At 42.7% G+C, this 22,324-nt stretch carries 27 protein-coding genes, 1 tRNA gene and 1 pseudogene; 20 read left to right on the top strand and 9 right to left on the bottom strand.

All coding sequences use genetic code 11. The features are described 5' to 3' along the window. The first annotated feature begins 729 nt into the window (after positions 1-729). The 7 genes and pseudogenes from AACX68_RS18395 to AACX68_RS18365 all read left to right on the top strand — a co-directional run bounded on the left by AACX68_RS18395 (position 730) and on the right by AACX68_RS18365 (position 4,779). Complete coding sequence (locus AACX68_RS18395; protein ID WP_228860057.1) at positions 730-1,521, top strand: ORF6N domain-containing protein; 792 nt, start codon at positions 730-732, stop codon at positions 1,519-1,521. 105 nt (positions 1,522-1,626) lie between these two features. Continuing rightward, positions 1,627-1,881: a type II toxin-antitoxin system RelB/DinJ family antitoxin gene (locus AACX68_RS18390; protein ID WP_099121323.1), complete on the top strand. Its 255-nt coding sequence runs from the start codon at positions 1,627-1,629 to the stop codon at positions 1,879-1,881. Continuing rightward, entirely contained in the window at positions 1,871-2,164 is a 294-nt protein-coding gene (locus AACX68_RS18385; protein WP_228860056.1) for a type II toxin-antitoxin system RelE family toxin, read from the top strand. Before AACX68_RS18390 ends, AACX68_RS18385 begins: the two co-directional genes overlap by 11 nt. 92 nt (positions 2,165-2,256) lie before the next feature. Beyond that, positions 2,257-2,991 carry a phage baseplate protein gene (locus AACX68_RS18380; protein ID WP_228860055.1) on the top strand — a complete coding sequence of 245 codons (735 nt, stop codon included), beginning with the start codon at positions 2,257-2,259 and terminating at the stop codon, positions 2,989-2,991. Positions 2,992-3,100: 109 nt separating this feature from the next. Further along, a pseudogene (locus AACX68_RS18375) lies at positions 3,101-4,142 on the top strand (IS481 family transposase). 21 nt (positions 4,143-4,163) lie between these two features. Further along, positions 4,164-4,475, top strand: a complete 312-nt coding sequence (locus AACX68_RS18370) for a phage baseplate plug family protein (protein WP_228860054.1) — start codon at positions 4,164-4,166, stop codon at positions 4,473-4,475. Next, on the top strand, positions 4,465-4,779 hold the full coding sequence (locus AACX68_RS18365) for a hypothetical protein (RefSeq protein WP_228860053.1): 315 nt from the start codon (positions 4,465-4,467) through the stop codon (positions 4,777-4,779). The genes AACX68_RS18370 and AACX68_RS18365 overlap by 11 nt, the downstream gene beginning before the upstream one ends. On the opposite strand, the gene AACX68_RS18360 is transcribed toward AACX68_RS18365, so the two are convergent. Further along, the gene (locus AACX68_RS18360; RefSeq protein ID WP_228860059.1) at positions 4,780-5,256 is read right to left on the bottom strand and encodes an IS630 family transposase; all 477 of its coding nucleotides are present in this window, start codon (positions 5,254-5,256) and stop codon (positions 4,780-4,782) included. It abuts the gene before it with no gap. Positions 5,257-5,287: 31 nt separating this feature from the next. Next, complete coding sequence (locus tag AACX68_RS18355; protein WP_228860052.1) at positions 5,288-5,611, bottom strand: IS630 transposase-related protein; 324 nt, start codon at positions 5,609-5,611, stop codon at positions 5,288-5,290. Positions 5,612-5,672: 61 nt separating this feature from the next. Between AACX68_RS18355 and AACX68_RS18350 the strand changes: the two genes are divergently transcribed. From AACX68_RS18350 to AACX68_RS18315, 8 genes are read left to right on the top strand one after another with little or no spacing between them, the layout of a single operon-like run. Further along, positions 5,673-6,266: a baseplate hub protein gene (locus tag AACX68_RS18350; protein WP_445286299.1), complete on the top strand. Its 594-nt coding sequence runs from the start codon at positions 5,673-5,675 to the stop codon at positions 6,264-6,266. Then, entirely contained in the window at positions 6,247-6,936 is a 690-nt protein-coding gene (locus AACX68_RS18345) for a phage baseplate protein (RefSeq protein ID WP_228860050.1), read from the top strand. The genes AACX68_RS18350 and AACX68_RS18345 overlap by 20 nt, the downstream gene beginning before the upstream one ends. Before the next feature lie 2 nt (positions 6,937-6,938). After that, complete coding sequence (locus tag AACX68_RS18340; RefSeq protein ID WP_228860049.1) at positions 6,939-7,292, top strand: hypothetical protein; 354 nt, start codon at positions 6,939-6,941, stop codon at positions 7,290-7,292. Next, positions 7,289-8,482, top strand: a complete 1,194-nt coding sequence (locus AACX68_RS18335; RefSeq protein WP_228860048.1) for a baseplate J/gp47 family protein — start codon at positions 7,289-7,291, stop codon at positions 8,480-8,482. The genes AACX68_RS18340 and AACX68_RS18335 overlap by 4 nt, the downstream gene beginning before the upstream one ends. Next, positions 8,479-9,111, top strand: a complete 633-nt coding sequence (locus AACX68_RS18330) for a DUF2612 domain-containing protein (RefSeq protein WP_228860047.1) — start codon at positions 8,479-8,481, stop codon at positions 9,109-9,111. The genes AACX68_RS18335 and AACX68_RS18330 overlap by 4 nt, the downstream gene beginning before the upstream one ends. A gap of 8 nt (positions 9,112-9,119) precedes the next feature. After that, the gene (locus AACX68_RS18325) at positions 9,120-9,404 is read left to right on the top strand and encodes a hypothetical protein (protein WP_228860046.1); all 285 of its coding nucleotides are present in this window, start codon (positions 9,120-9,122) and stop codon (positions 9,402-9,404) included. Continuing rightward, positions 9,373-9,864, top strand: a complete 492-nt coding sequence (locus tag AACX68_RS18320) for a gp53-like domain-containing protein (RefSeq protein WP_228860045.1) — start codon at positions 9,373-9,375, stop codon at positions 9,862-9,864. Before AACX68_RS18325 ends, AACX68_RS18320 begins: the two co-directional genes overlap by 32 nt. A gap of 1 nt (position 9,865) precedes the next feature. Further along, positions 9,866-10,288 (top strand): tail fiber assembly protein, encoded by a 423-nt coding sequence (locus tag AACX68_RS18315; protein WP_228860044.1) that lies wholly within the window; start codon positions 9,866-9,868, stop codon positions 10,286-10,288. A gap of 239 nt (positions 10,289-10,527) precedes the next feature. Here AACX68_RS18315 and AACX68_RS18310 read toward each other — a convergent pair. The 3 genes from AACX68_RS18310 to AACX68_RS18300 all read right to left on the bottom strand — a co-directional run bounded on the left by AACX68_RS18310 (position 10,528) and on the right by AACX68_RS18300 (position 12,681). Beyond that, positions 10,528-10,604: transfer RNA gene (locus AACX68_RS18310), tRNA-Pro, on the bottom strand. Between the two features lie 75 nt (positions 10,605-10,679). After that, a complete protein-coding gene (gene yejM, locus AACX68_RS18305; RefSeq protein ID WP_228860043.1) occupies positions 10,680-12,422 on the bottom strand; it encodes an LPS biosynthesis-modulating metalloenzyme YejM in 1,743 nt (580 codons plus the stop codon). A 31-nt stretch (positions 12,423-12,453) separates the two neighbouring features. After that, entirely contained in the window at positions 12,454-12,681 is a 228-nt protein-coding gene (locus AACX68_RS18300) for a YejL family protein (RefSeq protein WP_099110991.1), read from the bottom strand. Positions 12,682-12,958: 277 nt separating this feature from the next. On the opposite strand from AACX68_RS18300, the gene yejK reads away from it, so the two are divergent. Continuing rightward, positions 12,959-13,966 (top strand): nucleoid-associated protein YejK, encoded by a 1,008-nt coding sequence (gene yejK / locus AACX68_RS18295; protein ID WP_228860042.1) that lies wholly within the window; start codon positions 12,959-12,961, stop codon positions 13,964-13,966. A gap of 106 nt (positions 13,967-14,072) precedes the next feature. On the opposite strand, the gene rplY is transcribed toward yejK, so the two are convergent. Next, positions 14,073-14,354, bottom strand: coding sequence for a 50S ribosomal protein L25 (rplY, locus tag AACX68_RS18290; protein WP_047679702.1), 282 nt, complete (start codon positions 14,352-14,354; stop codon positions 14,073-14,075). Between the two features lie 164 nt (positions 14,355-14,518). Further along, the gene (locus tag AACX68_RS18285; protein WP_228860041.1) at positions 14,519-16,276 is read right to left on the bottom strand and encodes a DEAD/DEAH box helicase; all 1,758 of its coding nucleotides are present in this window, start codon (positions 16,274-16,276) and stop codon (positions 14,519-14,521) included. Positions 16,277-16,460: 184 nt separating this feature from the next. On the opposite strand from AACX68_RS18285, the gene rsuA reads away from it, so the two are divergent. The 3 genes from rsuA (at position 16,461) to AACX68_RS18270 (ending at position 19,615) form a co-directional block, all read left to right on the top strand. Next, positions 16,461-17,168, top strand: a complete 708-nt coding sequence (gene rsuA, locus AACX68_RS18280; RefSeq protein WP_228860040.1) for a 16S rRNA pseudouridine(516) synthase RsuA — start codon at positions 16,461-16,463, stop codon at positions 17,166-17,168. A gap of 39 nt (positions 17,169-17,207) precedes the next feature. Beyond that, positions 17,208-18,395, top strand: coding sequence for a Bcr/CflA family multidrug efflux MFS transporter (locus AACX68_RS18275; RefSeq protein WP_339389377.1), 1,188 nt, complete (start codon positions 17,208-17,210; stop codon positions 18,393-18,395). Positions 18,396-19,270: 875 nt separating this feature from the next. Further along, positions 19,271-19,615 carry a YejG family protein gene (locus tag AACX68_RS18270; RefSeq protein WP_099122964.1) on the top strand — a complete coding sequence of 115 codons (345 nt, stop codon included), beginning with the start codon at positions 19,271-19,273 and terminating at the stop codon, positions 19,613-19,615. Between the two features lie 81 nt (positions 19,616-19,696). Here AACX68_RS18270 and mepS read toward each other — a convergent pair whose 3' ends face one another. Beyond that, positions 19,697-20,293 (bottom strand): bifunctional murein DD-endopeptidase/murein LD-carboxypeptidase, encoded by a 597-nt coding sequence (mepS, locus tag AACX68_RS18265; RefSeq protein ID WP_228860039.1) that lies wholly within the window; start codon positions 20,291-20,293, stop codon positions 19,697-19,699. 345 nt (positions 20,294-20,638) lie between these two features. Then, positions 20,639-21,343: a phosphatase PAP2 family protein gene (locus AACX68_RS18260; RefSeq protein ID WP_228860038.1), complete on the bottom strand. Its 705-nt coding sequence runs from the start codon at positions 21,341-21,343 to the stop codon at positions 20,639-20,641. A gap of 472 nt (positions 21,344-21,815) precedes the next feature. Here AACX68_RS18260 and AACX68_RS18255 point away from each other — a divergent pair, with 472 nt between their 5' ends. Continuing rightward, positions 21,816-22,097 carry a hypothetical protein gene (locus tag AACX68_RS18255; protein ID WP_228860037.1) on the top strand — a complete coding sequence of 94 codons (282 nt, stop codon included), beginning with the start codon at positions 21,816-21,818 and terminating at the stop codon, positions 22,095-22,097. The last annotated feature ends 227 nt before the right edge of the window (positions 22,098-22,324 follow it).

Below are 22,324 nucleotides of genomic sequence, written 5' to 3'. Positions count from 1 at the left end.
AGTAGTAGATGTACTGACAGGTAGTACCGACTCTCTGTGAACCTGGCAAATAGCTCAGTCTACCAAGACTGTTGAAATAATGAGGACAGAGAGGGCGGATTTTCATCAGGGCTCTTTGAAGCCGAATATATGTTTGCGACTACTTTTGTCAGAAAAATATTCTTATAGACTTGAATTAGGTCGGTGTCCATATAAGCTATTTAGTTAACAAATGGTAATACTGAGCCACGGATGGCTTTAAAGCCCCTACGGGGCTTTTTTGTTGGTGGAATATTACCTTAGCGTGTGCTAGCTTATATTCGATTGAATATCGCTCTTTGAACAATTTGGGTGTGCTGACAAAGTACACACTATACCTGAATGCTCTAGGCTTTCTTGGAGCAAGCCGTCCTCTAAAAAAGATTTGCTAATTACAATTAATGCCCCGCCCGTGTGGGGAGTCTTCGTTCTTTAATATCGCAGTGCTGAAAAAGCACAAACCATCCTAGTGTAAATGCGTTCATTATATTTTCATATATAAATTATAACACGAATTAATAATTCTATGACTTAAGCGGAAACGCTAATCTTTATTTATCCCAAAATCTAAAATTCCACAATTAACCTATGCAATTATTTTGCATCGGTCGTTTTTGCATGTTTTTTTCACAATTAAACCAAATAAAAAAGCCAGTATTTCGCTACTGGCTTTTGGCGTCCTATTAAAAGGAGAAAACAAATATGTTAAATATGAATTTAGCAAATCAGTCAGCCGTTGTTACGAACCAGAATAGCCATGTTCCTGTTATCGTTTATCGTGAGCAGAGAGTTATTACGACCGAACTATTAGCTGCGGGGTATGGAACTGACAAGGACAACATCCAAAAAAACTATAAACGCAATGAAATCCGCTTTCAAGAAGGGAAGCATTACTTCCTCCTTGATGGTGACGAACTCCGAGAATTTAGGTCAATAATCAACCAACCGACAGTAAGTCCTGTGGTTAATAAATACACAGTAAAGCTCTATCTCTGGACAGAGCGCGGTGCGTCACGCCATGCCAAGATGCTTGAAACTGATCAGGCTTGGGACTATTACGAGTTACTGGAAGAAACTTATTTCCGTGTTCGTGGTGAAATGCCACAGGCAATTTTACCCGGTAACTATATTGAAGCGCTGGAATCTCTTCTTAAATCCGAAAAAGAGAAAGCAATAATTACAGCAGAGCGTAACAAAGCTATTGAAACAAAAGCATGGATTGGTAATAAACGAGAAGCAACAGCAATGGCGACAGCTTCAGCGGCAGTTCGTGAGAAAAATAAACTAGCAGAGCGTCTAGGTGAAAGTAAAAACCGCGCAACAGTATTAGCCGTTGAGAGAGCAACGAAAAGAAAGTTTCAATGGTACCCTCTAAGGAAATGGTGTAAGGAAAACAAAATAGAGCCTCATACTGTACCTGATGAACGATTTGGTAAGGTGAGGTCATGGCCTGCCGCAGCATGGTTAGCAGTGTATGGTATCGATTTATCTGAACTGCTTTAGCGACTAATACTAAGCCACGGACGGCATAAATTCTCTCAAAATCCATTGCATCATAGCTTAAATAACATACAATGTAATACAAACGTAATTACACATGGTGATACTATGAGCACAATTCAGATCAGAGTGGACGAAGAACTTAAAAAGAGTGCTTATCAGGCATTGGAAAAAATGAATCTTTCTCCTTCCGATGCTATGCGACTCTTCCTGCGCTATGTGGCAGAAAATGAGAAACTACCGTTTACAGAAGTGTCCGTGATGGTCTCAGAGCAAGATGAAGATGAGGACATTCTTGATGTTGTACGTGAGCGGCTAAAAACCCCCGCTAAACGTATCCGGGTAAATCTCGATGAAATTTAACATTGAGTTTGACGAACGTGCTTTAAAGGAATGGCAAAAGCTGGATGGTAGTATCCGTGAGCAGTTTAAAAAGAAACTGCGGAAGCTACAGGATAACCCTTATATTGAGTCTGCCAGATTGCACGGTGATCTAGCTGGTTGTTTTAAAATCAAACTTCGCGCTTCTGGATTTCGCCTTGTCTATCAGGTGATAGATGAAGAGATTGTGATTTGGGTGATAGCAGTCGGTAAACGGGAAGATTCGAAAGCCTATAAAATAGCCAGTGAACGTATTGCACGATAAGTAGTTAACTCATTACAACCCGCTTCGGCGGGTTTTTCATTTCTAAGGCCGCTTAATTGCGGTTTTTTTACATCCAAAAAACGGGGTGAACTATGTTTGGAAAGCCAGATATCCCTAACTGGAAGGGTATCCCCAACGCTGCAATTGATGCTGGGATTAGCCTGGGTGGTGCAGCGTTAATAAATACATTGTTCGGCAACTACTGGGGAATATTCAATCAGTATGGCATCCCTCTTTTGCTGGCAGATAGCGTGATATCCCTGCAATACCAGAACCAGTATCGGGTAGTGAGTGCTCCGATAGAGAACGGCTCATTTGCTTCTTATAACAAGGTCGGTGAGCCTTACAAAGTGACGGTTCAGTTAAGCAAAAGCTCAGGTGGCACATTAGAGCGCGGTGCTTTCCTGTCTCAGCTTGAGATATTAGCGAAAAGCACATTGAAATTTCATGTGGTCACGCCGGAATTTGTCTACATCAATGCTGCCATTGTCGGCTATGACCTTGCACGGGAAGCCAAAGACGGCACTACGCTGATTAAGGTCAATATGCATCTGGAAGAGGTCAGGGAAGTGAAAATCAAGTATGACAAAGAGGAAGTGAAGAACCCGGATGATGCCAAAAAGAAAGACACCGGTGACCAGACACAGAAAGTGGAAGCTCAGGTGAATAATAATTCCAATAACGCTACAGGTAAGGAAAAAACAACATTAAAGAAAACTGGCGATTTTATTGGGAAAGTGGGTGGTGCACTAGGAAAAGCCCTTGATAGTGGTAAGCAATTTCTAGAGATGGGGCGGCAACAAATTAATGGCGGAGGGTTCTTTTAATGTGTATTAGTTCAGATGAGATCTGACACTTCGATTTGAAAAGAAGAGAGTTACCCGCTTTGATTAAAGGTGCTGAATCTTAAATCAAAGAAACTAAGAGGTAACCCTCATGCTACATACTAGCAATCCCATCATTAAACACAAAGCAGGTCTTCTCAATCTTGCTAGGGAGCTGGGCAATGTTTCCCAAGCCTGCAAAGTCATGGGCGTATCACGAGACACGTTTTACCGTTATCAAGAATTGGTTGAAGCCGGTGGTATTGATGCACTTATCAACCAGAGTAGAAGAACACCCAACCTCAAAAACAGGGTCGATCCAGAAACAGAGCAAGCGGTGGTCAAATATGCGATTGATTACCCAGCATACGGACAAGTGAGAACCAGTAACGAACTGCGTAAAGTCGGGATATTTGTCTCACCCAGCGGAGTGCGTTCTATTTGGTTAAGGCACGATCTTGAAAACTTTAAAAAGCGCTTACGGGCACTCGAAAAGCACGTGGCTGAGACGGGGGATTATCTTGACAGAAGCCCAAGTGGTAGCTCTGGAGAGAAAGAAGCAGGATGATGAGGTCTGCGGTGAAATCGATACTGTCCATCCTGGCTATCTGGGGTCTCAAGATACGTTCTATGTGGGGACGTTGAAAGGCATAGGTCGGATTTACCAGCAGACGTTTGTCGATACCTACAGTAAGGTGGCGTTTGCCAAACTCTATACGACCAAGACACCGATTACGGCGGCAGATATACTGAATGACAAAGTGCTGCCGTTCTTTGAATCGCATCAATTACCGATGCTAAGAATTTTGACAGATAGGGGAACAGAATATTGCGGCCGTGTCGAATACCACGACTATCAGCTTTATTTGGTCGTCAATGATATCGACCACACAAAAACAAAGGCCCGCTCCCCCCAAACAAACGGCATCTGTGAACGTTTCCATAAGAGCATTTTGAACGAGTTTTACCAAATCACCTTCAGAAAGAAACTGTACATGTCACTCAATGAGTTGCAAACGGATCTGGATGAATGGATAGATAACTACAATTATCATCGCACTCATCAAGGGAAAATATGTTGTGGTCGCACACCAATAGAGACATTATTGGAAGGAAAAACAATTTGGGCTGAAAAAAATCTAACCCGAATTTAATCTGACAGGCACTAAATCAAAATGGGTGACTGTCAGATCAAGTTTGAACTACTACATTTAATGCTTATTGAAATTACCTTATCCCCCATACCCAACCAAACAACCTCATTCACGATTGGTACAGACTTAATCGATCTAACACTAGAGAGCCGATTGGGAAATATTTTCGCCACGGTACAAAATAACGGCGAGTATCTGGTATGTAACCGCTTCTGCCGGAATCTGTCGTATATCTGTCGATGGCTGGTTTTTGTGGACATTGAAGGGAATACTGACCCGGAATACACCGGACTGGGTTCTCGCTATAAACTGGTATGGAACGATGAAATTTAATCGAAAAGTTATCAAAATCACGCTCACGCTTTCAGGTAAAGACGAATCTTTCACCTCAGCCAGCCAGAATAAACTCTCCGCCACCGGGCTACGCATTAACGCCGAAATTAACTACGGCAACGGGGCAATCACGCCTTATGCGCGGGTGAAAGCCTATGGCCTGCCTATAGAGACGATGGAGAAGCTACTGCGCAAAAAGTGGGGCAATTTTGAGGCGCTTTGCAATATGATGACCATTGAGGCCGGAGAGGAAGGTGAGGCGCTGTCACAGGTCTTCAGAGGTGGTATAGCTGAATCAAAATAATTAGACATAACTCACATACGTCATAAACAGTTCATCAATTGAACACCTTTCTCGCCGTCTTATCGCTTTGACTTCAGCCCATTTCGGTTCGATGGGATTCAAATCCGGGCTGTAAGGGGGTAACCATTCCAACAGGCAACCGTGGTCTGCTACCGCTTTTATCGTGTCATGCCGTTTATGGAAGGAGGCATTATCCATGACAATCACGGCGCCGCTTGGGAGCTTGGGCAGCAAGTCTTGTGTCATCCAAGCATGAAAGACATCTGCATTAATGCTTCCCGAAAATAAGCTTAAGGTCACGAAGGTCTTTTTGAGGATCGCACCAATGACATTGATGCGGCCTTTGGCCTGCCAATCGTGTGTCCCAAAGCAGCGCCGCCCTTTCGCCGAATAGCCGTGTGTGCGAGGCATAGACTGGGCAAAACCGCTTTCATCAAGATAAACAATCGGTTTCCCCGCTTGCTTATAGTGGCCGATACGTTCGATAAAAGCCTGACGGGCCTGAGCGTCAGCGTTGGGGTGCCTTAGCGTTTTTTTTGACCGTTATTTTCAGCCGTTTCAAGGCGTAGTGGATAGCAGACTGCGCAACACCCAGGCGTTTTGCTCTTTCCCATTGATAATCATCGGGATAATTTTGGACATCGGTGAGAAGCGCTTCATCACTGATTTTCGTGGGCGGCTTATTCCGTGTCACACAGGGTTCTATTTTGTGACACCACCGAAATAAGGTCCGCATAGAAATATCAAAATGGTGACTCGTTTGTTCGAATGTCAACGAATACTTTTCTTTGTATGCCAATACTCGCTTTCGAAAGTCCAGGCTGTAGCCCATCGCACTTTATCCTTTGTTATGTGAATCCAGATATTATGTCATATTAATATGATTCTGCTATATCACGTTTGCCTACCCTGATTTTGGTGATGCGCCCAATGCATCACTGGTGATTGAGTCGCAAACGGCGGTGTTGGATAAAATGCAGGGGGTGAATGCCGAAAGCTACGAGGGCGAACACGATGTTGCCGCTATCATCGCAACGATTTGCCAGCGTATGGGGTACACCTTTGAGTCTAACGGAGTGAGCGTAAAAGTCTCCGATCCGTATCTGCATAACACGGATATCGATAAAATCCGCCAGTTGGCCCATGCCGCCAATCTGGATGTGTATATCGAAGACAAAAACGTGGCCATCACCTATAAGGACAGCCCCCGGCGTACCTTAAAAATACCGGTTATCTCACCGGAAACAGGCCTAATCAGTTACCCCGTACCAACCAATCTCGGCGTGCAGTTCAAGTGTTTCTATGACCCCCTTGTCCGGTTTGGCGGTATCGTCCGTATTACTGACAGTCTGATAAAAATATGTAACGGGGACTGGCTGGTCTTTGGTATCAGGACAATATTAGAAACCGAGCAGGATTCCGCGCAGTGGGCGATGGAAGTCTCAGCCAGCCGACGAGGAGAAAACTATGCCGCCATCAAGAAGTGAACGGGTATTACTTTATGACCCACAAACTACCGCAGGCGGGGCACTCAGTCAGGAAGCCATTATCTGGTCGCTGATTGGCAGAATGGGCACCGTGACTATTTGCCGGATAGAGAAAATCCACGGCGGCGGGGTTGGCCCGGTGGGGTATGTCGATATCCTGCCTCTGGTGCAACAGGTCGATGGCGCAGGCAATATCTACCAGAATGCCACCGTCTACAATGTGCCGTATTTTCGTTATCAGGGTGGTGAAAACGCCGTTATTCTTGACCCGAAGGTGGGGGATTTGGGCTTTTGTTTTACCGCCAGTCGGGATATCTCGAAGGTGAAGAGAACCAAGAATTCAGCGCCACCGGGCAGTAAACGCAAATACGATATGGCAGACAGTCTCTATCTCGGTGGCTTGCTGAATGGCACGCCGAGCCAGTTTATCCATTTTCTGGAGAGCGGAATGGACATCGTGTCCACGGGGATAGTGAACGTCAAAGCCACTAAAATTGTACTGGATGCGCCGGTTGAGACGACCAGTACCATTCAGGCCAAGAGCAATATTACCGACAACACAACCATCAATAGCCAGTCAATGGCTGGTATGCGTGAAATCTATAACCGCCATACTCACCCCGAACACGGGCAAGGCTCTAATACCAGTCCACCTAATCAGAAGGCGTAATCATGCGGACATTATTTCTAATGCCTGCCACATGGGATTTAACTCTCGATGCGGCGGGCAACATTGCTATGGCCTCAGATCAGTACGCCAGAGCGCAGTCAGTGGCTAATGCCTGCCGGGTCTTTGTGAAAGACCTGTATTACTCACAGGGTGAGGGCATTCCGTATCTGGAGGAAATATTGGGTAAGAACCGCTACTCACTGGCGATGTACCGCAAGTATTTAGAGGATGCAGCGATGTCTGTCGAGGGCGTGTTGTCAGCTACAGCGGAACTCAGCACTGCCAATGACAGAGTGGTCAGGGGACGAATACTTTTTACGGACATTAACGGATACAAGGGAGCCATCGAACTATGATCCCAACATTACAAATCACTCCGCAGGGGATATTAGCGCCACCCACACAGGAAGTCATTGACGGCTGGTGGCAGGTGCTTAAAGGGTGCTTTGGTGACAATCTCAATACCGACATGAACACCCCGCAAGGTCAGTTAGTGACGACGCTAACTGCGATTATCACCGACGAACGTAACTTCTTTATCCATCTCCTGAACAGCTTTGACCCTCGTTACGCTGACGGCATGATGCAGGACGCGCTGGGGTATATTTATTTCCTGCAACGCAAGCAGGCTACCAAGTCTGTTGCTGAGATCACGGTTAATGGGCTGGTCAATACGGCTATCCCAGTTGGCTTTCAGGTGGCTGATAATGCCGGGAGGACGTGGAGTACGCAGACGGAAGTCACAATCGGTGATGATGGACTGGTCACGGTACATGTTTACTGTGATGTTATTGGACGAATTGAAGCGGCTGCCGAGTCCATTAATCGCATTGTGAAGGCTGTTGCGGGGGTAGACTCAGTTATCAATAAACAGGCCGCCATTGTGGGTAAAGAGGCGGAATCCCGACAGGAATTTGAGCTAAGACGACAGCAGTCTGTGGCGGTCAATGCCAAAAATACTAATGCCGCGACACGGGGTGCGGTTGGCAATATCAAAGGCGTGATCGACTGTTACGTTATTGATAATCCCTCTAACGAAACAAAAACCGTAGGGTTCACCAATTATCCGTTAATTCGCAACTCCATCGCAGTGTCTGTCGTGGGGGGCGATGATAATGAGATTGCCCGGCATATTCTGAGTAAAGCCGGGTCTGGCTGCTCGTTTGTGGGCAATAATACGGTCAAATACGAGGACACAGAAAATTTCCCTTATATGCCACCCCGTTATGAGGTGACATTTATCCGGCCTCACCACATCCCGGTGGAGTTTATTATCACCTTTGAAGACAAGTTGAAATTAACCCATCAGGACAAAGAAGCCACCCGTCAGGCGGTCATGAATGAATTCACCACAGGTCGGGGAAAAGGTCGCATTGCCAAGAAACTGATTGCCAGTGATTACATTTGTGTTGTGGCCCAGGCTGCGACTGAGCGATTGATTGCGGTTCAGGTGGACAGAAAAGGCGAGGCGGTAGCTAACTATCTGGAGTTTGGTATTGATGAGTTTCCGGTGTTATCGGTGGATGACATAAGGATAACGTCATGATTGAGATAAAAGACACCTTCCTGAGCCAGTACGCCAATAGCCCGACTATCTGCACCATCCTCAATAATTTCAATGATACTGTCGATCCCAGAGCCAATACGGATGAGTTCTATCATCTGGCTGTTAATGTGCTTACAGCAAAAGGGTTCGGGCTGGATATATGGGGGCGGATTGTCGGGATAGGCAGAGATTTATCGATACCCGATCCGAATGCGGATTATTTCGGCTTTAAGGAGACAGAGAAGTACACACCATTCGACCAGTCACCGTTTTATAGCGGTGGGGCGTCAGATATGTCCTACAAGATGGATGATTCCACTTATCGGGACGTGATTTTAATGAAAGCGTATTCGAACATTCTGTATGCCACCGCTCCGAATATTAACCGGTTCCTGAAAAGTCGTATTTTTACAGGCCGGGCTTATTACCTGATCACCGATCACATGACCGCCCGGTATGTTTTTGAATACCGGCTATCGGAATTAGAAAAGAACCTGATTTACCACCATCACATCTTACCGCATCCGTCAGGGGTTCAGATTTCTATTGCAGAACTGCCCGCGGGTGAATTTTTCGGCTTCTACGGAACAGGTTTTCAGCCTTTCGGTCAGGCCGCTTTTGCACAATAAGGTGAACAATGAAAAACCCTAATTTAATCCCTAAGCCCTTCGCGCAGAACGGGCAAAAAGACGCGATCCCTGCGAATCACAAATCAGACCTGCCCAGTCAAAAGGCCACATGGGATACCGGCTTCCCGCAAATTACCATGATGCCTGTCACCGCAGGCGGTTTACCCCCCAGTGGTCGCGATTTTAACGGCATCCTGAACCAGATTTCAGACAATATCGTGTATTTATCCCAAGGTGGAAAGTTTAAGTATTCTCAGGAATATGCCGATTCGACGGGCGGCTACCCCTCATGACAGCAAAGCCATCTGTGCGATAGGATACCGAGAACCTGATCAGACTAATATTAATGTGGTGTATTTACCGAAAAAATCAGGCATGGTGGCGATGGCCGATGAAGTCTATTCCAAATCAGCCGTTTACACGAAAGACGAGGTGTATTCCAAATCGGAATCCGATGCCCGATTCAGTCGCCAAAAGAATGTCGGGTTATTAGAGCCTGTCGGTTGGTGGCGGGATAGTGATACTGGCTATACCCGCCAGTGGGGGTATCTGGGCAGGGAAGGCGATTCAGTCGGAACAACGGTCGTCACTTTTCCTACTCAGTTTTTCAGGGAATGTACGAGTGTGACAGTGGCACATATCCGGGTCAGTGGACAGGTGATGTTGTCTGTCGGGGGAGTAACCAAAAGTGGCTTTACCGTCATCCCGAGTGAAAAATGTAATGGGGTATTCTGGTCAGCGGAGGGGTATTAAGGTGTATATTTACAGTGCTAAAACGAATGGTTTTTATCCGGTTGACTGGAAACAGCATTACCTTGATGCGGGCAGTTGGCCTGATGATGGCATTGCAGTCAGTGACCCGATGTATCGGGAATTTGCGCTTACGCCCCCCTCACGCGAGAAAATTCGCGTGGCCGGGCCGGATGGGTTGCCTATGTGGGGGAAAATGCCCCCACTCACCGAGGAAGAGTTACAGCAAGAAGCGGAAGCGGAAAAACGACGCTTACTGCGCCTTGCCAGAGAAAAAATTGATATCTGGCAGGACGCCGTTGACCTCGATATGGCGACGAAAGAAGAGAAAGCGGCATTGCTTGTCTGGAAAAAATACCGTGTCCTGCTCAACCGGGTGGATTGTTCCACTGCTCCCGATATCGTCTGGCCTGAACAGCCGGAGTGAAGCAAAGCAATAAAAAAATTAAACTGATGACCATTCATCGCAATTGTAAAGCACAAAAGTTAGGGAATAGATAGGCGGGTAAATTTGAGTGAGGAAATAATCAAAATATGATTTCCTTCATTTCAAAAAAGAGGCTTTTTTTATTGAGGGTTATTCCCTAGTTTTTCCCCCATTATTCCCCCTCGAAATTCTACCCATAAAAAAACCAACCATAATAGGTTGGTTTTTCTAGGGAAATTTGGTCGGCATGATAGGATTTGAACCTACGACCCCCGACACCCCATGACGGTGCGCTACCAGGCTGCGCTACATGCCGATGACTTTGCTTATAGTACCTTTTTTTATTTGCAAAGCAAGTCCCTTCTTTAGTGAGTGATTGATTTTTCGGCAATTAGTTTGCTAAAAATCGTTTGATTTCAGTTAGTATTTGTAATAGCTGAGTAAGGTTCGGTTTTGCGTTCTGGATTTCATTGCCATCTGAGTCGTACAGATGGTAATCCCCATCTTTGGAAAGATAAATTGTGTTTTCAGTCGTTGTCACGATCAGTGAACCGTTCTCACCGGTAATGAGCCACGGAATATTTCTTTGACCTCTGAACAGGTCTTCTCCCTGAGAGTAATCATCAGGTGAGTTGCTTACGTGCAATAAACGCTGCATCAATGTAGTCATAACATCCTGATGACCGGTCAGTTTGTTAATAACTTGTGCAGGTGTTCCCGGCCAGTGAATGATCAATGGAACGTGCATTTGCTTACGATTAAATTTATCACCGATAAACCACCTTGGATCGCTGTTTGTGATGGTGCTGCCATGCTTAGCAGTAATAACAACAATAGTGTTGTCCAGAATATCTTTATTTTTCAGCGTATCTAAAACGTGATTGATTTCAGTATCCAGTGTTTTCTTATCAAACTGAATTGACGAAGGAGAAATACCATTAAGGTTTAAAAATGAGAACCACGGTGTAGTATTATTACGTGAATTTAGCCATTGCTGCCATTGCTTTACAGTCAGGTTGTCATTTGGGTTAGCTTCGTAGGGAAGCGAGTAATCGGTTAAAATAGCCTGCCTATAAAGAGGTGTTTGGAATCCATCTGATGAATAAAGACCAAACTGATATTTTTGGTGAGTTAAGGCATCAATAAGTGCTGAGGGTTTTCGGCTATTAAGAATACTATCCAGATAGCTTGATGATATACCGTAGAATAAACCGAACAGTGCAGTGTCGTTTTTCATACCGGTACTAAAATGCTGAGTAAACTGAATGTTACTCTTTGTGAAGTGCTCAAGAAATGGCATTTTATTTGCTGTAATGTCACCATTATCCAGACTATCCACAACCAGCAATAATAAATTATAACCGCGGCCGCTATCGCGGTAAGACAGATTATTCAATGGATACTCAATGGTCAGAGCAGCTGGGTTTCCCTGCTGACTAATACGGCGCTGATATTCGTTCTTATCCAGCAAACCATGTTTTTCAAGAAATTTACGCGCTGTCATTGGGTATGAAAGCGGTAGATTTGAGCGTTGCATGGTGATAGGGCGATAGAAATTAGCATCTGCCCAGATATACATCATATGGGAGGCCACAAAAGCTGTGATAAAGATAGCCGCCACAGGTTTACCGAGTTTTTGCCGATTCAGGCTGCGTAATTTTTGCCAGCTCCAGGTTCCGTATAGCATCTGCACCAGAAAAATAAGCGGAATGCAGATGAACATCAATTGCCATTCTCTTGCCCGTTCACCCTGCTCGGGATTAGTAACCAAATCCCATACCAATGGTGTTAGGTGCAGGTGAAAACGCACATAAATGGAAGAGTCAAATATCAGTAATGTTAACCCTGCTGTTGCCAGAGCTGCGGAAAGAAATCGCAGTAAACGCTGTGACATCACAACAAATGTCAGCGGAAATAACACCAGTAAATAAGCGGCAAAAACAATAAAGCTAAAATGACCGAGCCAACTGACCAGCGCATAAATGCGACCAAACAGTGAACCCGGCCAGTCAGATGCGAATAAATAGCGACTGCCCAGCACAAGACTGAACACGATATTGAACAGAGCGAACCAGTGCCCCCAACTGATCATTTGAGAAACTTTTTCGCGATAGTGCTGGCGGTTAGTCACCATAATTTCTTACGTTAATTTTTAAATGGAAAAATTAATGCGCTTTATCTTCGTTAATTGAAGATTGTAACGCGTGTGCAAACGAGTTTGCGATATGTTTGCGTTGGGCTGGTGCAATACTCGTGTTGATCAAATTCGTGACCATGTTGCCTAAAACCATCAATGAAAGATCGGTTGGCACGTGGTTTTTTTCGAAAACACTTACTAGTTCAGCTAATAAATGTTCAACTTTTTCATCGCTGTAGCGAGATGACTGTGGCATGACTCAAATATCCTGAATGTACAAAGCCCAATATATTACCGTATAGAGGGGCTATTTTCTGCTTTTTTATGACAATTTAATTTCCTTATTGTACAAATTGTTGCCATTCTTGTGCCTGCTGCCTCATTTTAGCCTGTGATATGGGGAACGCGAATAATTAAATTGTGAACACTTTTCCATCATTGGGTTTTTTGGTTGCAGCAGAGAAGGAACAGTGTTTGAATACGCCGCTAACTGCAATACCCAGAAGGTCAGTGCTGTAAAAGGAGTAGAAATAATGAGTCTGGAAATTACCCAGATCGCGTTACATCAGTTGATTAAACGTGACGAACAAACACTGGAAGTGATTTTGCGGGATTCTCTGCTGGATACCAATCAGGTAGTCGAAGAGATGATGGCTGAATTACATCGCGTGTATAGCGCTAAAAGCAAGGCTTATGGTGTGTTCAGTGATGAAAGTGAGCTGGCTGAATCACTTCGCCATCAGCGCAAGGGAAATGAAGATTTTTTAGGTTTCAGCCGGGCGGCGACCGTTCGTCTGAAAGATGAACTGATAAAATACCCGTTTGCAGAAGGTGGCACGGTATTATTTTGCCAATATCGATATTTGGCTGTGGAGTATTTGTTAATCGCAGTGCTGAATAGCTGTAGTAGTACTTCAGTCGATGAGGCTCTGGATGTCAATACGACACAATATCTTGATATCCCACATGCTGATATCGTTGCCAGAATTGATTTGACAGAATGGGAAACTAATCCTGAATCCTGCCGCTATCTGACTTTCCTGAAAGGTCGGGTAGGGCGCAAGGTATCTGACTTTTTTATGGATTTTCTGGCCGCCAGTGAAGGAATGAATGCCAAGGTGCAGAATAAAGGATTATTGCAGGCAGTGGATGATTATTGCGAATCTGCTCAGCTTGATAAAAATGAGCGACAGGCTTATCGACAACAGGTTTACAGTTACTGCAATGAGCAGTTACAGGCGGGCGAAGAGATTAAACTGCAAGAATTATCGCAGGAATTACCACCATTAGGTGAACAGAGCTTTCAGCAGTTTTCCCAAGATCAAAACTACGACTTGGAAGAGAGCTTCCCGGCAGATCGTAGCACATTGCGCCAATTGACTAAATTTGCCGGTAGTGGTGGCGGGTTAACGATTAACTTTGATGCCATGTTACTTGGAGAAAGAATTTTCTGGGATCCTGCGACGGATACATTGACGATTAAGGGTACGCCACCAAATCTGCGGGATCAGTTGCAACGTCGTGGCAGTAATAATCGCTAATGTTGTCAGTTTTAAGGTTAAAGTTTTCGTAAAAGCCAGAAATAAATAACGCCGCAAATGCGGCGTTATTTACTCGGCGTCCCGATAAAAGCTCGATTCTGGCTAATTAAGCACGCAGGAAATCAATGTGCGTCAGTTTAGGTTTAAACGGATGACGCTGTACTGCCTGCACTTTAACTTTAGTTTCTTTACCATCAACGACCAGAGTCAGAACTTCGTAGAATTCTGGCTTGCTTTCGTGGTTGATAACTGCATCGTGATCCAGTTCGATAGAAACTGGCTCTTGGTTACCACCATAAATGATTGCTGGAAACTTGTTAGCTCTGCGCAGGCGGCGGCTCGCACCCTTACCCTGCTCTTTACGTACTTCTGCATTAATAGTTAACATCATTTTTTCTCTATAAAAGAAGAAAATAAATCCTGCTACAGGCGACCCAGCAGCAGGTTCGATATTTGGCTTAACATTATGTATTACGCTAAGCGGGCGGCATTTTAACGAAAAACCGGTATGACAGCAAATATAAAGTACTCTGCTGTCAGTAATTGTGTCATTTAATACAGATCATCTGCCCGGCGGAAGCGGCCCTGATAATCAAATATTTTTTCCCGAATTTGCCAGAATTGTCCTTTTTTCCGGGCTACAACAAAGTCAGGATGTCGCAGTAAAGGAAGTTGTTGTGCGATATCGCCCGCAGTTTTCCAGAGCAAAGGAACCCCCGGCGCACGCTGATGGTGGCGTATAAATTGAAGTTCAAACACTTTTTTCTGGGCTGGTGTTGTTAAACGAAATAACTCAGAGACATTTGCGCCGTCTTCATCATAATAAGTAATCTTGAGCCATTCGCCTTTGTTGTCATTACCGGGCGTTAGCTGCATACCCCCGCAACGCAGTACCAGAGCATCTTTGAGTTTAAGTGCCGCTTTTAGCATATCATCAGGATCAACGAGTATTTCCTGACAGTGATGACAACGTCGGGCTGCTATGTCATTTTCTGTGCCGCAATGCGGACACGATTTAAAACGAAAGCGAAAATCACACTGATGCCGTTTTCCATTCTCGTCTTCTTCCCATCCCTGACAGCGGCGTCCAAAGTGCTCAATTATGTCACCTTCTGCGGTACATTTTCCCCAGAAGGTATTGGCAAATTGGCAGAGAGGGCAGAATACCTGCACCGGCTGATTTTGTGAGTCGGGCTTATGGCTTCCGACTTCTGGTGTATAGAGGTCATGAGGATTGCCTGCATAATCTAGGATTAAACACTCTTTTTTATCAGGAAATAAACGCAGCCCCCGCCCAACGATTTGTTGATAAAGACTCACGGACTCCGTCGGGCGTAATATCGCAATAAGATCAACATGGGGGGCATCAAATCCCGTTGTCAGAACAGCAACATTGACCATATAACGTAACTGCTGCTTTTTGAATGCGTTGATCAAGAGATCTCGCTCATGTCCTGGTGTATCGGCACTGACTAATGCAGCTTGTTCTGCCGGGAGTAATAGGGATATTTCTTTAGCATGCTCAACTGTGGCTGCGAAAACCATGACGCCTTTCCGATCTTCTGCATACTCAATAATTTGCCTGACAATATGTGGTGTGATGCGCTTTTGTCGCTTAATTTCCCGATTCAATTCAGCTGTATTGAAAATACCCTGCTGGCTGGTGCGTACCTGACTGAAATCATACTGCATCACGGGCATATCCAGTCTTTCCGGAGGAACGAGAAAATTATGCTTTATCATATAGCGCAACGGAAGCTCATAAATACAGTCACGAAAGAAGCAATTTTCATCGCCGCGGATCATGCCGTGGTAGTGATACTGATATATCCAGCCAGTACCTAAACGGTAAGGAGTAGCAGTTAAACCAAGAATGCGCAGCCTTGGATTATTTTTTTGGAGTTGTTGGATAATTTGTTGATATTGGCTATTTTCGTCATCGCTGATCCGATGACATTCATCAATAATTAGCAGTGAAAATTGATGGTTAAAACGATCTAAGTTACGGGCAATAGACTGAATACTACCAAAAACGACTTTCCCTTCGCTCTGTTTTTGGTGCAGTCCGGCAGAAAAAATATCAGCCGTTAGATTATATGAACAATATTTACTATGGTTTTGTGCAACAAGTTCTTTAACATGTGCCAGAACCAAAACCCGACCATGAGCCAGCTTTGCCAGCTCAGCAATAACAAGACTCTTACCTGCTCCAGTAGGTAAGACAATCACTGCGGGTTCTTTATGTTGGCGGAAATGGTGGATGGTCGCATCTACCGCTTCTTGCTGATAAGGGCGTAAGGTAAAAGCCATTGTTATATTACTGCCACGGATATCGGGTAAAAATCGTTGACAGAGAGAATAGCACTTTTGTCTGTTCTATTTATTGATTTTATAATTACGCTATAAATTATCTGTTTAATCTTGTCATTCAGTAGTAGGCTTAAAGTCATTTTTGCGATTTTTTTAGATTATTTTTTGTTAGGTATAGCTATACATGCGATTGGATAAATTTTTATCACAACAATTAGGTATCAGCCGTAACGATGTTGGGCGTGAATTACGAGCTGGACGGGTTACTATCAATAATGAAATTATTAAAACAGGGGCATATAAACTGAAACCTGAGCAGACTGTTGCTTATGAAGGAACGGTACTGGAGCAATTAGATGGCCCACGTTATTTTATGCTGAATAAGCCACAGGGATATGTGTGCTCGACTGATGATCCCGCCAATCCGACAATTTTATATTTTATTGATGAGCCTGTTGCCCATAAATTACACTCAGCAGGACGGTTGGATATTGATACAACAGGCTTAGTTTTATTGACTGACGATGGGCAGTGGTCACATCGCATCACGTCACCTAAACATCATTGTGAAAAAACTTATCTTGTGACATTGGAGAACCCGATTTCAGGGGATACTGAAGAAAAATTTCTCTCAGGTATTCTGTTGAATGGGGAAAAAACACTGACGAAGCCCGCCAAATTAGAGATTATCGAGCCTCAGCTTGTACGTCTGACTATCAGCGAAGGGCGGTATCATCAGGTAAAAAGAATGTTCGCTGCTGTTGGAAACCATGTCGTTGAACTCCATCGTGAGCGCATCGGTGATATCTATCTGGATCCTGATTTAGAGCCCGGTGAATACAGGATGCTGACAGAGAATGAAATCAAGAGCATAAACATGCCAACAGCTTAATTTTTGTCTATTTTATCAAGTTGTTTTGGGAAAAAACGCGTGCAACAACAACGATTATCTTATTTGGGGTTAGTCCTTATTCTTGGGCTAATTTCTATGCTGATGCCATTGGCAATTGATATGTATTTGCCGAGTATGCCAACAATAGCCTCTGATTTCGGCGTCAGTGATGGCAAAGTACAAATGACCCTGAACAGCTATATTTTAGGGTTTGCTATTGGTCAGATAGTTTATGGGCCAATGTCTGACAGTTTGGGGCGTAAGCCTGTTATTTTGGGTGGAGTGACTGTTTTTGCAATATCTTCTGCCGCATGTGCTCTGGCTCAAAATATTGACACTTTTATTTCCATGCGGTTTTTGCACGGTTTTGCAGCCGCCGCTGCCAGTGTTGTGATCAATGCTTTAATGCGTGACATATTCACCAAAGATGAATTTTCTCGCAGTATGTCATTTGTGACGCTGGTTATGATTATTGCTCCGCTACTGGCTCCTATGCTGGGTGGAATAATGATGGTGTGGTTTAACTGGCATGCTATTTTCTGGTCCATTGCAATTGCGGCTGTTATAGCGGCATTGCTAGTAGCGGTTTTTATCAGGGAAACATTACCTAAAGAGAGAAGGCTGCGTTTTAACTTAAAAGTTACTCTAGGGCAGTTTGTGATGCTGTTTAGGCAGCGTCAGGTCTTGTGCTACATTTTGGCAAGTGGTTTTTCTTTTGCCGGGATGTTTTCTTTTCTCAGTGCTGGCTCATTTGTTTATATTCAACTGAATGGTGTCCCTGTGCAGCATTTTGGCTATTATTTCGGGTTGAACATCATTTTTATGTTTGTTATGACAACTATCAATAGCCAATTTGTCCGTAAATATGGTGCATTGAATATGCTGAAATTTGGCGTGTTCGTGCAATTTCTTATGGGGTTATGGTTGTTATTCAGCACGATGCTGGATTTGGGCTTTATTTCTTTGGTATTGGGTGTTGCAATTTATATTAGTTGTATTTCTTTGATTACATCTAACTCAATGGCGGTTGTTTTGGATGGCTATCCCCATATGGCCGGAACGGTCGCATCATTATCAGGAACTTTACGTTTCAGTATTGCTGCTTTGGTTGGAGCAATTTTATCTTATGCTCCTGAAAAAAGTGCCTGGCCGATGGTCGGCTCAATGGCTTTATGCGTGATATTAGCAATGGCATTGATTGTCTATGCGAGTAGAGCAAAACAATAAAATAATCACATAATTAATAGAAACCACCGGTTGTACAAGGTGGTTTCTTATTTCCATAGATTTCACCTTTCAAGTTGCTTCTTTGTTGGCTGTGCTCGTTCACCTCAGTCACTGTTTTTATCAATATACGGTTATCTATATTCCCGGAGATTACTGAGAGTCTTGCTTTTAGCTGGATAAATTCGTTCCTGACGAAATTGTCTCTCTTTTTGTCGTCGAGACGCACCTTGAAATCCGTTGTGTATATAACTGTATCTACGGTTTCTTAAATCACATTTTCATGGTCTGTTCATGAAATCGAGCTGCTATATCAGTATCTGAGTTTTTCCTTCTAAAGCAGATAGTTCTTAACTCAGAAGCAAAAATATCCCAAGAATCTGGCTATATGTTAATTTTTATTTATTAGATAAGTAGATCTATCGAATGAAAAGATAGTCAAATATGGCTGGGTGTTAATTTTATGATGCCAAATCGCTCCATTTTGTTTGTTTTTTGTTAATTTAAAAATGTTAAATATATGACTCTATATGGTAAACATTTTGTTCTTTACTAACCATATGTAATGAAAGGATATTGTAAAAATATTATCGTGTTTTATCGTTAGAAAAAATATCGGTTTGTAAACAAATCTTGAATAAAAAGTTGCTGCCTTACATAAAAATAAGTTGAATTTTTTACCAGAACAGTATAAATATATACAAAGTGCGAGTTTGATCTCATTTTTTTCTAAATAAAAGACGAAAAAAGTGTGATGTTGTAATTTTTGTTTTAACTTTTTATTTACTTTTTTGTTGGGTGGTTACTCGGTTTTGAGAAGTCGGTAGCCAACAACTGGTGGTTAGATGTATTAATGTTGTTTCTGATAGGAATAATACGTGAATAATATTCAACTTTCGGTAGTACACAGACTGCCGCAAAGTTATCGGTGGTCATCTGGTTTTGTCGGGACAAGAGTTGAAATCTTGCCAGAAGAAGAGGCAGATATAGGAAATACCCTGATGGGACTGAAATTGTTAAGCCATGAAGGCGAACATGCATGGAGTATCTTGCATGATATACATCAGTCTATTTCTGATATGCAAATAATAAGTGCGGTAATTGAGTGGGAAGGTGAGCCGTGTTTGTTTTTTGCTCGAGAGGATGAAAGTGCAGTGATATGTCGGCTGAAGACATTAGGTGCTGCAATTGCTGAAAATATAACAGCATTTTACCCACTTTAATGAATAATAACTGAATAAAAAACGCTTCCGAATGGAGGCGTTTTTTATACTGCAAGAGAAAATATAGGGTAGAAAAAGAAGCTATATTGAGGCCTTAAGATCATCTGCTAAAACACGGCGTGCACCGTAATAGCGTTTGTTCCAATAATTATCCGTTAATTTGGAAACCATGACACCACTACTGGTGGAAGCATGCACAAACTGGTTATTACCTATATAGATACCGATATGACGCCGGTGAACACCTGTCTTAAAGAGTACTAAATCACCCGCTTTTAATTTGGTACGGCTAACTGTCTGACCTATACTTTGTTGCCCTGATGTAGAGCGAGGTAACGCCATACCGAACTGATCATGAAAGGTACGTTGTACGAAGGCTGAACAATCAATGCCACGTTTCGTATTACCACCGAGCCGATAGGCAACTCCTTTCCAGTCTGCGTATTGGTTAAGGATCTTAGATTTGATATCCAGATTTTTAACCAATGTTTCAAATTCATCCTGAGATGTTTGCAGGAGAAAATGCTTTTGACTGTTCTGACCGTTTACGGTCTGAGTTTCAGTTTTTTTACTACGTATCTGGGAATCTGGAGAACTACATGCGGTCAGTGCCACTGCCGCGATAATTGCGGGAATAAACCGCAATATATATCTCAGTATTGGTTGAGATTTGACCATTATATTAATTTCCCTTGCAGTCCTTAATGTGACTTATCGCCACCACAAAAACACTAAACGCTCTAAAGGCTAGTATAAAGTAGCGAATTGACAAACTTTTCGTCCCTAAAGTGTGTGAAGCTACACATTTTATTAATATCTTTACAAAAGGAGTATTTTAATAAAAAGGACTAGCGGAAGAGTACAGAAACCGTGAGAAAAAAGCGAGAGATAAAAATAATTATTTACAAAAAATTAGATTATAAACTAATAGGTTAGAATTATTTTGTTTGTTTTTTCTCCGTTGGAGAAAAAGTCTATATTATCGGAGAGATAGTGAGTATCTCCCCGATAATGATTATCTTTTTAGCGAGTACGACCGATATGCGGTAATTTTTTATCTAACCAATCGGCCAAAGTGTCGCTCAGAGGAGTCAATAATGCCCAGCTCACTCCAACTAAAGTGAGTGATAATGAACCAACAGCAATATCTGTAAACCAATGCGCACCAGCCATAATACGAGGGAGAGCAAAAGCGATCATAATCAGTAAAGCGATAAAGAATGCCCCACGGGAAATATATCGAAGGATAAAACAGCTAAAAATTAGTAGCATCAGCCCGTGATCCCCCGGGAAGCTATCACCGGAAGCATCTTTGGTATGCCAGCTTGTCATTTCGCTTACACGATTGACGTTTTCAAATGTTAAAGTCGGGCTTGGACGACTAACGGGGATCTGATGACCAATCTGATTTATGATCACGGCGGTTATCAGCATGACCAGACCAATCATAAAAAGACGACGTTTGCCTGCGTAATTTTGTTTACGAAATGCGCTATAATAAAGTAAACCCATACATAAGAGTGAGATGACGTCAAATGCTCTTATATTTACGATAGCGACAAATAATGCAAATTTTGAATTTGGCAGTAGTTTTTCATTAAAGTAATGAAAAATGGCGGAGTCAATATGAAACCAAAAGCCGTGATTCTCAGGTAAATACCATGAGAAAAACAGGGCGAAACCAAGCATATTGAGTATAAGTATAGTTAGTGGGCGACTACGGGTCATGTGTTACCTATTTTAATGCGACAATGGGTTTTGGCAGCTAGATTGAGGGTCAGGGCACTATAACAAAAATTAGGGAAAAGAGTAATCATTCGGCTGTGTAATATGTAATCTGTATAGTATTTATATATTCATATTTTCAATTGATTGCATTTTATATCATTATCACATGAATAATATCAAGATATCGGAAAAATAGTTAAATGGTTACCTCAGTAACGATAATATATATTTGGTGTAATTGTTGAGCACTGACTATTATTAAATAATTAATTATTGATTTTTTCATATCCTAATTTGTTAGTATATTATGTCGAATTGTGGTTGGGATAAATAAAATATATAAAGAAATTGTTTCATTTTCCGTTGTATCGTTATATAGATAGCAGAGCGTTAAACCATTGTCTGGTTTAGGGATTGGCATGGGGTTAAAACCGAGAAAGGTAGTGATACCGGTTGCAGAGGTTAAATGCTTATGTTAAAGAACATAGTCATATTTTTGTTTGTATTTTTATCTTATCCTGTATTGGCTCATTATCCTCCGGATTTAAAATTCAAACCGGATACCTCTCGATCCTATGATTTTGCTGCTGATGATCCCCCTTGTATATCTGATAATCGAAATAGAGAAATTGAAAAAACAGTAAGCTGGCATAAGCACCACAACAGTCAATTCATAAGAAAAAATAATACAATTCACAGAAGAATAGTGGCAATCCATCTTAATGACCAATATGTATTAGGGCAAAGGGAGTAAGATAGATTGGAGCAAATAAGAATTAGGATTTGTCACTATAACTTATCACTAAATGTTATATAACAATTTTCTAATTTCCTTGTTTCTCTAATTTTAAAATTTTGTGATTTATTTTAAATTTCATATGAAATTTAACTCAAATATTAGTTGTTAATAACAGTATTTCAAATTAATTAATAAAAATAGCATCTTTCTTTTTAGCTATAAATTCACCTTTGATATAAATC

Source organism: Xenorhabdus sp. PB61.4, from assembly GCF_963894935.1.
GTDB lineage: Bacteria > Pseudomonadota > Gammaproteobacteria > Enterobacterales > Enterobacteriaceae > Xenorhabdus > Xenorhabdus stockiae.
The sequence above is the reverse complement of the archived record's forward strand: the minus strand, read 5'-3'. Positions and strand labels throughout refer to the sequence as shown.